At 62.8% G+C, this 13,704-nt stretch carries 10 protein-coding genes and 1 tRNA gene; 2 read left to right on the top strand and 9 right to left on the bottom strand.

Features of this window, described 5'->3' with window-relative positions; translation table 11 throughout:
• Nucleotides 1–121: 121 nt before the first annotated feature.
• Both JHD62_RS14525 and JHD62_RS14520 read right to left on the bottom strand, forming a co-directional pair.
• On the bottom strand, nt 122–3,313 hold the full coding sequence (locus JHD62_RS14525) for an efflux RND transporter permease subunit (protein WP_199103514.1): 3,192 nt from the start codon (nt 3,311–3,313) through the stop codon (nt 122–124).
• Nucleotides 3,314–3,561: 248 nt separating this feature from the next.
• Complete coding sequence (locus JHD62_RS14520; protein WP_199103513.1) at nt 3,562–4,095, bottom strand: GNAT family N-acetyltransferase; 534 nt, start codon at nt 4,093–4,095, stop codon at nt 3,562–3,564.
• A 169-nt stretch (nt 4,096–4,264) separates the two neighbouring features.
• On the opposite strand from JHD62_RS14520, the gene JHD62_RS14515 reads away from it, so the two are divergent.
• A tRNA-Ser gene (locus JHD62_RS14515) sits at nt 4,265–4,355 on the top strand.
• Between the two features lie 340 nt (nt 4,356–4,695).
• Here JHD62_RS14515 and JHD62_RS14510 read toward each other — a convergent pair.
• Nucleotides 4,696–5,781 carry a tartrate dehydrogenase gene (locus JHD62_RS14510; RefSeq protein ID WP_199103511.1) on the bottom strand — a complete coding sequence of 362 codons (1,086 nt, stop codon included), beginning with the start codon at nt 5,779–5,781 and terminating at the stop codon, nt 4,696–4,698.
• 100 nt (nt 5,782–5,881) lie between these two features.
• On the opposite strand from JHD62_RS14510, the gene JHD62_RS14505 reads away from it, so the two are divergent.
• Entirely contained in the window at nt 5,882–6,787 is a 906-nt protein-coding gene (locus tag JHD62_RS14505) for a LysR family transcriptional regulator (protein ID WP_199103509.1), read from the top strand.
• A gap of 68 nt (nt 6,788–6,855) precedes the next feature.
• Here JHD62_RS14505 and JHD62_RS14500 read toward each other — a convergent pair whose 3' ends face one another.
• From JHD62_RS14500 to JHD62_RS14475, 6 genes are all read right to left on the bottom strand, one after another.
• Nucleotides 6,856–8,274, bottom strand: a complete 1,419-nt coding sequence (locus JHD62_RS14500; protein ID WP_199103507.1) for an FAD-dependent oxidoreductase — start codon at nt 8,272–8,274, stop codon at nt 6,856–6,858.
• Nucleotides 8,271–9,086: a phosphonoacetaldehyde hydrolase gene (gene phnX / locus JHD62_RS14495; RefSeq protein WP_199103505.1), complete on the bottom strand. Its 816-nt coding sequence runs from the start codon at nt 9,084–9,086 to the stop codon at nt 8,271–8,273. The genes JHD62_RS14500 and phnX overlap by 4 nt, the downstream gene beginning before the upstream one ends.
• Nucleotides 9,087–9,088: 2 nt before the next feature.
• Nucleotides 9,089–10,198, bottom strand: coding sequence for a 2-aminoethylphosphonate--pyruvate transaminase (locus tag JHD62_RS14490; RefSeq protein ID WP_199103503.1), 1,110 nt, complete (start codon nt 10,196–10,198; stop codon nt 9,089–9,091).
• Between the two features lie 67 nt (nt 10,199–10,265).
• On the bottom strand, nt 10,266–11,963 hold the full coding sequence (locus JHD62_RS14485; RefSeq protein WP_199103501.1) for a putative 2-aminoethylphosphonate ABC transporter permease subunit: 1,698 nt from the start codon (nt 11,961–11,963) through the stop codon (nt 10,266–10,268).
• The gene (locus tag JHD62_RS14480) at nt 11,951–13,090 is read right to left on the bottom strand and encodes a putative 2-aminoethylphosphonate ABC transporter ATP-binding protein (protein WP_199103500.1); all 1,140 of its coding nucleotides are present in this window, start codon (nt 13,088–13,090) and stop codon (nt 11,951–11,953) included. Before JHD62_RS14480 ends, JHD62_RS14485 begins: the two co-directional genes overlap by 13 nt.
• Nucleotides 13,087–13,650: a phosphonate degradation HD-domain oxygenase gene (locus JHD62_RS14475; protein ID WP_199103519.1), complete on the bottom strand. Its 564-nt coding sequence runs from the start codon at nt 13,648–13,650 to the stop codon at nt 13,087–13,089. The genes JHD62_RS14480 and JHD62_RS14475 overlap by 4 nt, the downstream gene beginning before the upstream one ends.
• Between the last annotated feature and the right edge of the window lie 54 nt (nt 13,651–13,704).

The raw sequence follows: 13,704 nt of genomic DNA, 5'->3' as shown, positions 1-13,704 counted from the left end.
TGATGGTGACGGTGCGGGCGCGGCGCGCCACCTTGTCGCGGCCGTCAAGGCCGGGAAGAGTGTCATGGTGGAATGCCGGTACGCCCTGATTGGCATGGCGCTGATCTGTCATGGTGGTGTCCTAGGCTGCTTCAGGCGTGGTGGGTGTTGCGTCATCCGGGGTGTTGGCGGCTGCGCGGCGTTTGGCCAGATAGCTGTGGAAGCTGGCAAACACCACCGGGACGAAGAGCAGGGTGGAGACGGTGGCAAACAGCAGGCCGCCAATGACGGCGCGGCCCAGTGGTGCATTTTGTTCCGAGCCGTCGCCAATGCCGATGGCCATGGGAATCATGCCGATAATCATGGCCAGCGCCGTCATCAGCACCGGGCGCAGCCGGGTGGCACCGGCTTCCAGCGCAGCGGACAGCGGCGGCAGGCCTTCTTGCAGGCGCTGACGGGCAAAAGAAACCACCAGAATGCTGTTGGCGGTGGCCACGCCCATGGTCATGATGGCCCCGGTCAATGCCGGTACGCTCAGGTTGGTGCCGGTCAGGATCAGCATCCAGGCAATGCCTGCCAGTGCGGCGGGCAGGGCGGTAATGATGATGAAGGGGTCCAGCCAGGACTGGAAATTCACCACAATCAACAGGTAAACCAGAACAATGGCCCCCAGAATGCCCAGGCCCAGCCCGGTATAGGAAGACTGCATGGTTTCCACCTGGCCGCGCAGGCTGATCTTGCTGCCCTTGGGCAGCCCGGCCTCGCTCTGGCGGATCAACTGCTGGATTTCGCTGGCCACCGCGCCCAGGTCGCGCCCACGCACATTGGCGTAAATGTCCACTGCTGGCTGGATATTGTAGCGGCTGACAATGGCGGCCTCGCGGCCGGGGCTGACGCGCACCAGATTACCCAGCTGCTGTGGCGTGCTGCCGCTGACACCGGCCGGGTTGACCGGTAGTTGCAGCAGCTCATCCAGCCCGTTGATGCGGTATTGCGGGGTTTGCGCCTGCATGTTGTACACCACGCTATTGGCCGGGTTCAGCCAGAAGGTGGGCTGGGTCTGCTGGCTGCCGGACAGCGGCAATAACAGGTTTTGTGCCACATCGGTGGCGCTCAGGCCCATGCCCTGCAGGCGGGTGCGGTCCATGTCCAGCTTGAGCGACGGTGCATCCATGCGTTGATGGACATGGACATCCACTGCGCCGTTGATCTGCTTGATACGGTCGGCCAGCTGCACGGCAAAGGCGTGGTTCTGCGCCATGTTCTTGCCGTAAATCTGCACGTCGATGGCCGACGGGGTGCCGAAGTTGAGAATCTGGGTAACGATGTCGGCCGGCTGGAAGAAGAACTCCACCCCCGGAAAGCGTTTGGCCAGCAGCGATGGAATTTTTTCAATGTAATCGGCACTCGGCTGATGACCCGGTTTCAGCGAAATCAGGATGTCTGCATCCAGCGTGCCGATGGTGCCGGAATTGCTGTAGGACAGATTGATGCCGGAATAGGGCAGGCCGATATTGTCGATGATGGTGTCCAGCTCGCCCGCCGGAATGATTTCCCGCAAGGCATTGTCCACGCCATCGGCCAGCCTGGCGGTGTTTTCGATGCGGGTGCCGGTGGGCGCGCGCATGTGCAGCTTGATCTGGCCGGTATCCACGGTGGGGAACAGGTCGCGCCCCAGTAGCAGGTACAGGCCGCAGGATAGCAGGCAGAAACCAAGAAACCCGGCCAGAAAGCGGCGACGGTGGGTCAGCAGGTGGCTGAGCAACAGCACATACACGCTGCGCAGTTTTTCAAACTGATGGTTGAAACGCTGGTGTACATGGTGAATCCAGGCCGTCACCCGGCCGCTGCGGCCCTGATGGCCCATCAGCAACAGTGCCAGCGTGGGTACCAGCGTACGCGACAGCAGGTAGGAGGCCAGCATGGCAAACACCACTGCCTCGGCCAGCGGCACGAACAGATAGCGCGCCACGCCCTCCAGAAAGAACATCGGCACAAACACGATGCAGATGCACAGCGTGGCCACAAAGGCTGGAATGGCAATTTCCCCGGCACCTTCCAGAATGGCGGTGTGCAGGTCCGAACCCATGTGCAGATGGCGCTCGATGTTTTCGATGGTCACCGTGGCATCGTCCACCAGAATGCCCACTGCCAGCGCGAGGCCGCCCAGCGTCATCACATTGATGGTTTCACCCACGACATGCAGCAGAATCACCGAGGAGAAAATCGACAAGGGAATGGAGATGGCAATGATGGAGGTGGTGCGCCAGTTGCCCAGAAACAGCAGCAGCATGATGGCCGTCAGCGCAGCGGCAATCAGCGCCTCGTGTACTACGCCTTCTACGGCTGTTTTGACGAATACCGACTGATCCGCCAGCAGCGACACCTCGATGCCCTTGGGTAGCAAAGGGGTCACCGAAGGCAGCAGGCTTTTCAGATTGTCCACCACGCTGAGCGTGGACGCGCCGCCGTTCTTGTACACCGACAGCAACAAGCCGCGCTGGCCGTTCTGCCGCACGATATTGGTTTGCGGCGAATAGCCGTCCCGCACATGCGCCACCTCGCCCAGATAGGTGGTGGCCCCATTGCTGCTGCGTACCGGAATGTTGTTCAGCCCGGCAATGGTGGTGGGCGAACCGTTCAGGCCGATATTGAATTCGGTATCACCCAGCTTGGCGGTACCTGCTGGCAGGATCAGGTTCTGGCTGCTGATGGCATTCACCACATTGGCCGGCGTCATGCCCTTGGCGGTAATGGCGGCCAGGTCCAGATCCACCGACAGCAGGCGCACCTTGCCGCCATAAGGGTAGGGAATGGCCACGCCGGGAATGGTCACCAGTTGCGGCCGCAGGGTGTTGACCGCGGCATCGAACACATCCTGCTCGGACAAGGTCTTGCTGGACATGCCCAGTTGCACCACCGGCACGCTGGAAGCGGTGTACTTGATCACCAGCGGCGCGGTGGTGCCGGTGGGCATCTGCCGTACCACGGCCTGCGATACCGATACCACCTGGGCAATGGCGGTCTGGATATTGACATTGGGCTGGAAGAAAATCTTGATCACCGCAATGCCGTTGAGCGACTGCGACTCGATATGCTCGATGTCATTCACCGTGGTGGTGAGAATGCGCTCGTTAGACTGGGTGATGCGGTCGGCCATTTGCTGCGGCGCCAGACCGTTGTAACCCCAGATCACGCTGATCACCGGAATATCGATTTCCGGCAGCACATCCACCGGGGTGCGCAGCAGCGCCAACACGCTGGCCAGCACGATGACAATGGCCATCACGATAAAGGTGTAAGGTCGGCGCAGTGCCGTTTCAACAATCCACATCGGGGAAAACTGCCTTCCTGCCTGTGACCGGTCCGCGTGGCCGGCTTGTTGTTGCTGGCGACTGTGCCGGCAGCGCCCGCCTGCGGCAGGGGTGCCGGTGGAAGCGAGGGAAAAGGGCGCAGGCTCAGTCGTGTTTTATTGTTGTGCCATCGCGCTGCTGCCAAAGCAGGTCAACCGCCATGTCCTTTGCGATAGTAGCCCAAAGCATGACGGCTGCGTGGGGCAATGCGATGACAATTTGTTATCAATTATGACTGCGCTGCTGGTGTGGCCGGTGCATCGCTGCTGAACAGTAGTACCGGTGCCTTGGCGTCGGGAAGCATGGTGTGGCCGCAGGCATGCAGGCCGGCCTTGCACAGAACCCGGGCAGACGCGGCATTGTCGGGGTTGATGTAAGCCACCACCCGCGGCAGGTGCAGGCTGTGCAAGCCGTACTGCACGCAGGCCGTCGCCGCCTCGCTGGCATAAGACAGCCCACGCCAGGCAGGCAGCATGACGTAGCCAACGTCCACATCGGCAAGGCCCGCACGGCGTATCAGGCCGCACATGCCTACCGGCTGGCCGTCTTCGCGTCGTTCCACACACCACAAACCAATGCCGTGCTCGGCGTAACTGAGCAAAGGCCCGCGCAGCAGGTAATCGTTGGCGGCATCCAGAGTGCGAATACCACGATCCGCCACGTAATGGATGAAATCCGGGTCGTTCAGCAAGGCCAGCACCAGCGGGGCATCGGCGGGGGTAAGTTCACGCAACTGCAGGCGTGGTGTAATGATGAGCAGCATGGCGTGGCTGTCAGGCAAGGGGATTTGGCAGTGTAGCCCACGGCTGGCGGCATTCACAAACTGCCGGGCTGCGCGCGAAAAATGCAGGGCAGGGTATTGTCAGTATCGGGTTAAAGCTGTATTATGCGCTTCTCTGTTGCACGGCATTGCAGTGCAGCAGCAGCCATCTGGAGAGGTGGATGAGTGGTTTAAGTCGCACGCCTGGAAAGCGTGTTTAGGGTAATACCCTAACGGGGGTTCGAATCCCCCCCTCTCCGCCAGATACTTGAAAAAGCCCTGATTATTCAGGGCTTTTTCGTTTTCTGTCGTCTTTTCCTGGCGAAGTTCCTCCTGAGGCGTCAGTAACGTCGCAAATTGTTTTGCCCGGTTTTCCACGCGCTTTTGCACTGGGTGCTTGCAGATGCATGTGCAATACGGCCTGCAAATCAGCCGGCATCTGTCTCCTGTTTAACGACAGCTTGCCTCCTGCAAGCCCTCGTCCCGGGGGCTTTGTGTGCCAGCACAGGGTGGGGCCACCCTGGCCCGGGGTGAAAGGAATACCGCCTGGAGTCAGTCCGCAGATGGCCGGTTGGCCATACTGCGACCAGCCCCAGACTCAAGTCAATTTGCTTCCGTGATTGCTTGTGTAATGGCCTGTCCCAGCATTTGCGTGCTGGCATTGCCGCCCATGTCCGGGGTGCGCGGGCCGTGCTCCAGTACCTGGTGGATGGCCGTCATGATGCCATCGTGCGCGGCCTGATAGCGGGCATCTCCCTGGCCCAGGAATTCCAGCATCATCGCGCCGCACCAGATCATGGCAATCGGGTTGGCAATACCCTGGCCGTAAATGTCCGGGGCGGAACCGTGCACCGGCTCGAATAGCGAGGGGAAGTTGCGTTCCGGGTTCAGGTTGGCCGATGGGGCAATGCCGATGGTACCGGTGCAGGCCGGGCCCAGGTCGGACAGGATGTCGCCGAACAGGTTGGATGCCACCACCACGTCAAAGCGCTCCGGGCTGAGGACGAAGCGCGCGGTGAGGATGTCGATGTGGTATTTGTCCCAGGCCACATCCGGGTAATGCCCGGCCATGGCCTCCAGCCGCTCGTCCCAGTAGGGCATGCTGATGGCGATGCCGTTGGATTTGGTGGCGGAGGTGAGGTGTTTTTTCGGCCGCTTTTGTGCCATTTCGAAGGCAAACTTCAGGATGCGATCGGTGCCGTGGCGGGTGAAGATGGATTCCTGCACCACGGTTTCCCGTTCGGTGCCTTCAAACATGCGGCCGCCGATGGAGGAGTACTCGCCCTCGGTATTCTCGCGCACCACCATGAAGTCGATATCGCCCACCTGCTTGCCGGCCAGAGGGCAGGGAATGCCGGGCATCAGCCGCACCGGGCGCACATTGGCGTACTGGTCGAATGCACGGCGGAACTTGAGCAAGGAGCCCCATAGCGAGACATGGTCCGGCACCTTGTCCGGCCAGCCTACCGCGCCAAAATAGATGGCGTCACAGCCGGACAGTTGCGCATGCCAGTCATCCGGCATCATCTGTCCGTGTTGCAGGTAGTAGTCGCAATTGGCCCAGTCGAAAACCTGAAACTCCAGTTCCAGACCAAACCGGCGGCTGGCCGCTTGCAGTACGCGCAGCCCTTCCGGCATGACTTCCTGACCGATCCCGTCCCCGGCAATCACGGCAATTTTGTGTTTCATGGTATCGACTTTCCTTGAGCAGTCCGCAGGCAAAAACCGAGCTTAACAAGCTACGCCGCATTTACAATCCTGTTTACTGTTGATTGATTGGACATGAATCGTGAACGAAACGCCGCAGCTGGATGATCTGCAACTGTTTTGCCAGGTGGTGCGTCACCGCAGCTTTGCCGCCACTGCCCGTGCCATGGGGGTATCCAAGGCGCTGGTCAGCAAGCGTATCGGCCTGTTGGAGCAGGCCATCAAGGAGCGTCTGTTTCACCGCACCACGCGCCATGTCGGCCTTACCACACAGGGCGAGGTGGTGCATCAGTGGGCGCTGCGCATTCTGGAAGATGTGCGGCTGATGGGCGAAGCGGTATCGCAGGAGAAGTCACAGGCCGACGGGCTGATCCGCATTTGCAGCAGCAGCGGTTTTGGCCGCAGCAAGCTGGCGGCCGCACTGTCGGCGCTGGCCCTGCAGCAGCCGCAACTGGAAATACAGCTGGAATTGCTGGACCGGGCGGTGGATTTGGTGGAGGAGGGTTTCCAGCTGGATATCCGCGTGGGCAGCGTGCGTGAAGGCAATGTCATTACCCGTCGCATTGCCGCCAACCGGCGGATTTTGTGTGCCGCGCCATCCTATGTGGCTGCGCATGGCATGCCGCAGTCGGTGGCGGAACTGGCGCGGCACCAGTGCATCCTGATCCGCGAGCGGGACCAGGACTATGGCCGCTGGACCTTGCATGGCCCGCAAGGCGAGCAAGTGGTGCGGGTGGGGGGCAGGCTGGCCAGCAACAACGGCGAAATTGCCCGGCAATGGGCGCTGGACGGCCATGGCATCATCCTGCGCTCGGCCTGGGATGTGGCAGATGACGTGCAGCAAGGACGCCTGCTGCACATCTTGCCGGCGCAATACCAGCCGGCCGATGTCTGGGCCGTGTATCCCGAACGTTCTTCCGCTTCGGCCAAGGTGCGGGTGTGCGTTGCCTTTCTGCAGCAATGGTTTGCCACCAGTCTGGCGGGCTAGCCTGGCCAGGTGCCGGACTGTCCACCAGACCGACTGCCAGACCGTACGCCCGGTTGCTGTGTGCTTGCTTATCCATGCGCAGCATCCGGCCTCGCATGGTCGGTTTTGCCCGCCATGCCGGCGCAGGCGGCCAGTCTGGTGTCCAGCCAGCGCGGCTTGCGCTGCTGGTCTTCGGCCTGTTCCACGCGCCGAATGGCATTGCGCACCAGCATGGCCCCGCACCAGCGCAGCGGTTCGGGCGGGAAGTGGGCGAGCGGGCCGCGTACCAGCCCGCTGTCGGTCCAGGCATTGCGCTCGCCCAGCAGCAGCGAGGACAGGATGCGCCCACCCAGATGGGACTGCACCACGCCGTTGCCGGAATAACCCAGCCCGTACAGCACCCGTTGATGGCCGGGAAGCCGGCCAAAAAAGGGAAAGCCGGTGGCGGAGCGATCTGACGCGCCAGTCCAGCTTTGCACTACCGGTGCCGTGGCAAGGCTGGGGAAAAGCCGTCCCATGGTGTGCTGCAAGGCTGCCGCATGAGGGCTGGGCTGATCGAAACAGGCCTGCATGCGGTTGCCAAAGGCAATGTGGTTGCCGCCCTTGCCCAGCATCAGCCGCCCGTCCGGTGTGCTGCGCCAGTAGTGGACGAAGGTGCGCAGGTCGCACACTGCCTGACCGCGCTCCAGCCCCAGCGTGCTGATTTCCCCGGGGCGGTCGTCGGTGATGATCATGTCGGACGAAACCAGCAGGATGCTGTTGGCAAAGGCAGGAAACTGTCCGGGCATGTCGGCGTTGAGCGCCAGTACGGCCTGGCTGGCTTCCACCTGGCCCTGCGCGGTATGAAGGATGACCTGCCCGTCCTCCTGCAGATGCGTCATGGCGCTGTGTTCATGCACCTGCACGCCCATTTCGCTGGCCACGCGCAGCAGTCCCCGCACCAGCTTGCCCGGTTGCAGGCTGCCGGCCGGCGCACTGTGGTAGCCGTCCTGCAGCAGGGCAGAGCCACTGAGCGCGCGGGTTTGGGACGGGGAGAGCGACGTCCAGCTGTTCAAACCGTGTTCTTGCAGCATGGCCAGTACCGGTGCCAGCCGGCCGATCTGTGCCGGGTTGCTGGCCGCATACACGGCACCGCCCAGCCGGATGTCGGCGTCAATGGCGTGTTGCTGGCAAAAACTGGCGATGTCGGCCACGGCCTGTTCGGATGCCTGTACCAGACGGCTGGCTTCGCTGTCGCCAAACCAGCGGCGCAGCGACGGGTACTTGGTGGACCAGGTCAGCATGCAGCCACCATTGCGGCCGGAGGCACCGCTGCCACAGCGGGCTTTTTCCAGTACCACCACCTGCCAGTCGGGCCTGGCCTGCTTGCACAGGATGGCGGTCCACAGGCCGGTGAATCCGCCGCCGACAATGCAGACATCGGCACGCTGCCTGCCCTGTAGCGCGGGCCGTGGCGGGCTGCGCTCGGCGGCCAGTGCTTCGGCCAGCCAGAAGGGAAGCTGGCTCATGGGCGCTCACCCTTGGCCATTCTGGCGTCAATCAGCGCCAGCACTGCCGGTAGCTGGGCAATGGTGTCCACCACATAATGCGCCCCTGCCGCCGTTAGCTGGTTGGCGGCCGGCTGGCGGCGGCTGTCCTGCTGTTCCGGGGTGAGCGCCAGCCATTCTTCCGCTGTCAGGCCAACCGCATTGCCGCTGGCGGACAGCCCCACGGTCCACATGCCGGCGCTCAGGCCTTCGGCAATGCCAGGGACGGTGTCATCCACCTTGACGCAATGACGCACATCCTTCAGCGCCAGCGCCAGTACATTGGCCAGCGCCATCCACGGCCCCGGGCGGCCGCCTGCCGGCAGGTCATCGGTGGCCACGGTGTGGTCCGGCGCATAGCCGGCGGCAGCGGCCAGCGGCAGCAGGCGGTCCATCACCACACGCGGATAGCCGGAGCAGCTGCCAATCTTCAAACCACGGGCCCGCAGCTGGTTGATGGTGTCGATGGCGCCCGGAATCGGTGCCGAATATTCGCCCACCCGTTCCACCTGCAAGGGCATGAACTGCTGATACAGCCGGTCTACATCCGCATCCTGCATGGGGCTGCCAAAGCGCGCCTGCCAGCGCGCGGCCACGCCCGGTAGCTGGCCCAGCGCCTTGATGTGGTCCCACTTGGCCAGGCCCATGGGGATGCGTGCTTCGGCCATGCTTACCGTAATGCCCTGGGCAGCGAACACGTCGATCAGTACCTGGGTGGGGGCGAAGGAGCCGAAGTCCACCACGGTACCGGCCCAGTCGAAAATCACAGCTTCCAGATGTTGATAGCCTTGCATGTTCAGTTTCCTTGTGCAGTCCAGCCGAGTTGGCGGATGGTGGTGATGATGGCGTGGCAGGCTTGTTCCAGTTCGGCCTGATCGATGGCGCCGATGCAACCGACGCGGAAGGTTTCCTGGCTGGTGAGCTTGCCGGGGTAGAGCACGAAGCCCTTGCTGCGCACGGCTTCGTACAGCTGGCCGAAGCGATAGTCCGGATGAGCGGGCGCACGGAAGGTCAGGATGATGGGCGCTTGCCGTGCGGCGGGCAGAAACAGTTGCAGGCCGGCCTGTTGCAGCTGGTGTTGCAGAACGGCTGCATTGCGCTGGTAACGGGCCAGGCGTGCCGGCTGGCCACCTTCGGCCAGGTATTGGTCCAGTGCCATGCGCAAGGCGGCCACCACATGGGTGGGTGGGGTGAAGCGCCACTGGCCGGTGGATTGCATGTATTCGTATTGCGCCAGCAGGTCCAGCGCCAGCGAGTGGCTGTTGCCGCGGCTGGCCAGCAGGCTGTCACGCCGCATGATGACAAAGCCCATGCCGGGTACGCCTTCCAGGCATTTGTTGCTGCTGGCAATCACCGCCTCGGCATGCAGCTGGCCGACATCGATATCCAGTGCGCCAAAGCTGGACATGGCATCCACAATCAACTTGCGTCCCGCCGCGTGCACGATGGCGGCAATTTCACTCAGCGGGTTGAGGATGCCGGTACTGGTTTCGCAGTGAATCAGGCCGACATGGCTGATGGCCGGGTCTTCTTGCAGCAGCCGGGCCACCGTTGCCGGTTCCGGTACTTGATCATCCTCGGTTTCATACACGCGGAATGAGCGGCCCAGGGTGTGGGCAATCAGCGCCATGCGCTTGCCGTAGGCACCGTTGATGAGGACCAGCAGCTTGCCGTCGCGTGGCAGCAGATTGGCAATGGCCGCTTCCACAGCATAAGTGCCGGAGCCTTGCAGCGGGACGCAAACATGTTCGGCGGTGCCGTGGGCAATGGTCAGCAGGTCGCTGCATACGCTGGCGGTGAGGGTGTTGAAGTCATGGTCCCAGGAGCCCCAGTCCTTGAGCATGGCGGTTTTGGTGGCCAGGCTGGTGGTAAGCGGGCCGGGGGTCAGCAAGATGGGTTCACGCATGGTTTTTCCAGTGATCTAGATGTCTTTCGGAGGTCAGATAAACCGGGCAAGGCCCGGTGCAAGAAGGTCAGCGTGTTGCCGCTTGGCGCCAGCGCTGGTGCTGCCGCAGCAAGGCATGGGTCAGCAGGGCAAACAGCAGGCAGACCACGGCGGCACTGGCCACGATCAGGGTTGCCATGGCGGCGGCTGCTGCGGTGTCGCCGGCATCATCCATGTTCAGCACCGCCACGGCGGCCAGTACGGTATCCGGGGTGTACAGGAAGATGACAGCCGATACCGTGGTCATGGCCGAAACAAAGAAGTAGCGGGCAATTTCCAGAATGGCGGGCAGGCAGGCGGGCACGGTGACACGCCACAGCGTCAGCCACAGCGGCACCTTGAGCGAGGCGGCCACCGGTTCGAAATCCGGGTCCAGCTGCGTCAGCGCGGTGCGTGCCGTCATGTGCGCGGTGGTGGTGTAATGCGCCACCGTGCACAGCACCAGTATGGCCATGCTGCCGTACAAGCCATGCAAGGGGTTGGCATCGCTATTGAAGAAAAAGATGTAACCCAGCCCCAGCACCAGGCCCGGCACTGCCATCGGCAACATGGCAATGGCGTGTAACAGCGTGCCGCCCAGCTTTGCACTGCGCAACTTGCAGCTGCTCCATGCCCCCAGAAACACCAGAATGCTGCCCAGCACCGCAGTGGCCAGTGCCATGCGCAGGCTATTGCCGAATGCCAGCCAGCCGCCACCATCCACCTGATCGAAGTTGAAGTGCGCCAGGGTGAAGGTCATCTGGTAGGGCCATTGCCGGATGAAGGCTGCGGCAATGGCGGTGCCCATCATCAGCAGCAAGCCGGCACCAACCAGGCTGCAAAAGCCCAGTGCCAGCAGGCGCGCAGGCCAGCCACGCAGCGCTTGCAAGGGTTGGGATTTGGCCGACAGTTGCGCTTGTTGTCGCCGTTGCAGGCGTTGATCCAATACAAACGACAGCATGGCTGGCAACAGCAGCAGCAAGCCGATTACCGCACCCTGGGCAAAGTTCTGCTGGCCGATCACCTGCTTGTACGCTTCTACCGCCAGCACCGGGAAGGCGCCGCCAATGATTTTGGGTACACCGAAGTCGGTGACGGTGAGGGTGAAAACCAGCAGCGCAGCCGATATCACGCCGTAACGGCTGCCGGGCAGGGTAATGGTGAGGAACTGTCGCACCCGGCCTGCGCCGAGCGTGCCAGCGGCTTCATACAGCCGGGCATCGCCCACCGACAGTGCGGTGAGCAGAATCATCAGCGCATGCGGGAAGGTGTAAAAAGCTTCGCCCAGCACGATGCCGGTCAGCCCGTAGATGCTGCCGCCGGGCAGCCATTCTTTCAGCAAGCCCTGATTGCCGAACAGGTAAACCAGTGAAATGCCGGGCAGCAAGGATGGTGCCAGCAAGGGCAGCAGGGCCAGCAGGCGGAACAGCCCGCGCATGGGCAGTTGCACCCGGCACAGCGCAGCGGCATAGCCATAGGCCAGCGGTACCACCAGCAGGGTGCTCAGCACCGCCACCTGCAGGCTGCCATTCATGGCACGCAGCAGCCCGGGCTGTGACAGCGTCTTGCTGATTTGCATGAAGCCGGCAAACTGCCCGTCGCCATCGGTCAGGGCCTTGCCCAGTATGGCTGAGAGCGGCAGCAATACCGCCACCACCAGCACCGCCAGCAACAGCCACTGCAGCAGTCCGGCCAATGTTTCATCCGCGCTGGCGGCCAGGCGGCGGGAACGTCTCAGGATAGGCATGCGTGCTCCCCGCTGGCATCAAACAACTGGCAGCGTGCCAGCTTGAGCGATACGCCCAGCCTGTTGTGCGGGCCGGCATCCAGCTGTTCCAGCTGGCTGTAGCTGAGGTCGGCCTGGATACTGGCTCCGCCCCAGGCAGGTACCTGCAGATGCAGGCGGTAGATTGCACCAAGCAATTCGGTTTTGCCGACATCCGCCAGCACGGCATCGGTGGTGGCCGGCCATTGCGCATGCAATACGATGTCTTCCGGGCGGATGAACACGTCCAGCGCCTGGCCGTCTCTGCGCAGATGGGGGTGGGGCAGGTGCAGCAGCTGTTCGCCCAGGCGGATCTGGTCTGTGCCCAGCGCACGGGCGGGCAGAAAGTTGCCCTGGCCGACAAAGCTGGCGACAAAGCGCGTGGCCGGGTTGCGGTATACCTCCAGCGGGCTGCCGCATTGTTCGATACGGCCAGCATTCATCACCACTACCCGATCGGCCATGGTGAGTGCTTCTTCCTGGTCGTGCGTCACCATGATGGTGGTGATGCCCAGCTTTTGTTGCAGGCTGCGGATTTCCCGGCGCAGATGCTCGCGCACCCGGGCATCCAGTGCCGACAGCGGTTCATCCAGCAACAGCAGCGAGGGCGAGGTGGCCAGCGCGCGCGCCAGCGCCACCCGTTGCTGCTGCCCGCCCGACAGTTGAGACGGGTACTTGCTGGCAATGCCGTCCAGGCCGATCAGGGCCAGCAACTCGCGCACCCGCCGCTGTTTGTCCTCGCGCCGGCCAGACAGGCCGTAGGCGATATTGGCGGCGACATCCAGATTGGGAAACAGCGCGTAGGACTGGAACACGATGCCGTAGTCGCGTTTGGCCGGTGGCAGCAAGGTGATATCGTGTTCGGCCATGATGACCTGGCCGGTGTCGGGCAGGTCCAGCCCGGCAATCTGGCGCAGCAAGGTGGTCTTGCCACAGCCGGACGGGCCCAGCAGGCAGACGAACTCGCCCTTGTTGACGTTCAGGTCCAGCTGGTTCAGCACGGTGTGACTGCCAAAGCGCTTGCTGATGCCGCGCAGTTGCAGATAGGGCCGGGTGGTGGCGTTTGCGGTGCCGCTTTGCTGTAGCAGGAAGGCAGGGTCAGGCTTCATGGCTGTGCTTTCAGGGCTTGGGCTGCAATCAGCCGGTAATGCTGCAAGGGCGGGGTGGGCAGTGCCGGAATCTTGGCCACGTCGTCGTGCCGCCGCAGGGCCAGGGCGGCTACAGCATGCGGGCGGCGGATGAAACGTTTGGCTTCGGCTGCGGACATCGGCCCGCCTTGCAAGGCCAGCGACAGGCGTGAGGCGCTGGACAGGCTGTCCAGATAGCCCGCTTCGCTGTGGCACAGGTAACGTTTGGCAGCAACGTGCAGGGCAATGGGCAGGCAGACTTCATCGCCAAACAAGGTGGACAACAGCTGTACGGCGACTGCCTCGTGGTGGTCGTCCACGCCATTGGCCACATCGTCATCGCTCTGTTCGCACACGATATGGCCGATGTCATGCAACAAGGCAGCAGTGATCAGGCTGGCATCGGCACCGGACTGTTCGGCAGCCAGTGCGCTTTGCAAGGCATGCTCCAGCTGGCTGACGGCTTCGCCGCCATACAGGGCGGTGCCGCGGCGGGAGAGCAGCTCGAACACTTCATCCAGTGTCTGGAAAGCGGGATACATCACAGACAGACTCCGTTAACAGGCCAGCCCCGCAGCACAAGGGCAGGGCTGGCG

The organism is Aquitalea sp. ASV11, from assembly GCF_016429185.1.
GTDB classification, from domain to species: domain Bacteria; phylum Pseudomonadota; class Gammaproteobacteria; order Burkholderiales; family Chromobacteriaceae; genus Aquitalea; species Aquitalea pelogenes.
This window is presented reverse-complemented; position numbering and strand designations above follow the sequence as displayed.

Coding starts and splice junctions, on each gene's coding strand:
- JHD62_RS14500 (WP_199103507.1), bottom strand. CDS start 8,274: ATGAGCCAGCTTCCCTTCTGGCTGGCCGAAGCACTGGCCGCCGAGCGC.
- JHD62_RS14485 (WP_199103501.1), bottom strand. CDS start 11,963: ATGCCTATCCTGAGACGTTCCCGCCGCCTGGCCGCCAGCGCGGATGAA.
- JHD62_RS14510 (WP_199103511.1), bottom strand. CDS start 5,781: ATGAAACACAAAATTGCCGTGATTGCCGGGGACGGGATCGGTCAGGAA.
- JHD62_RS14480 (WP_199103500.1), bottom strand. CDS start 13,090: ATGAAGCCTGACCCTGCCTTCCTGCTACAGCAAAGCGGCACCGCAAAC.
- JHD62_RS14520 (WP_199103513.1), bottom strand. CDS start 4,095: ATGCTGCTCATCATTACACCACGCCTGCAGTTGCGTGAACTTACCCCC.
- JHD62_RS14525 (WP_199103514.1), bottom strand. CDS start 3,313: ATGTGGATTGTTGAAACGGCACTGCGCCGACCTTACACCTTTATCGTG.
- JHD62_RS14490 (WP_199103503.1), bottom strand. CDS start 10,198: ATGCGTGAACCCATCTTGCTGACCCCCGGCCCGCTTACCACCAGCCTG.
- phnX (WP_199103505.1), bottom strand. CDS start 9,086: ATGCAAGGCTATCAACATCTGGAAGCTGTGATTTTCGACTGGGCCGGT.
- JHD62_RS14475 (WP_199103519.1), bottom strand. CDS start 13,650: ATGTATCCCGCTTTCCAGACACTGGATGAAGTGTTCGAGCTGCTCTCC.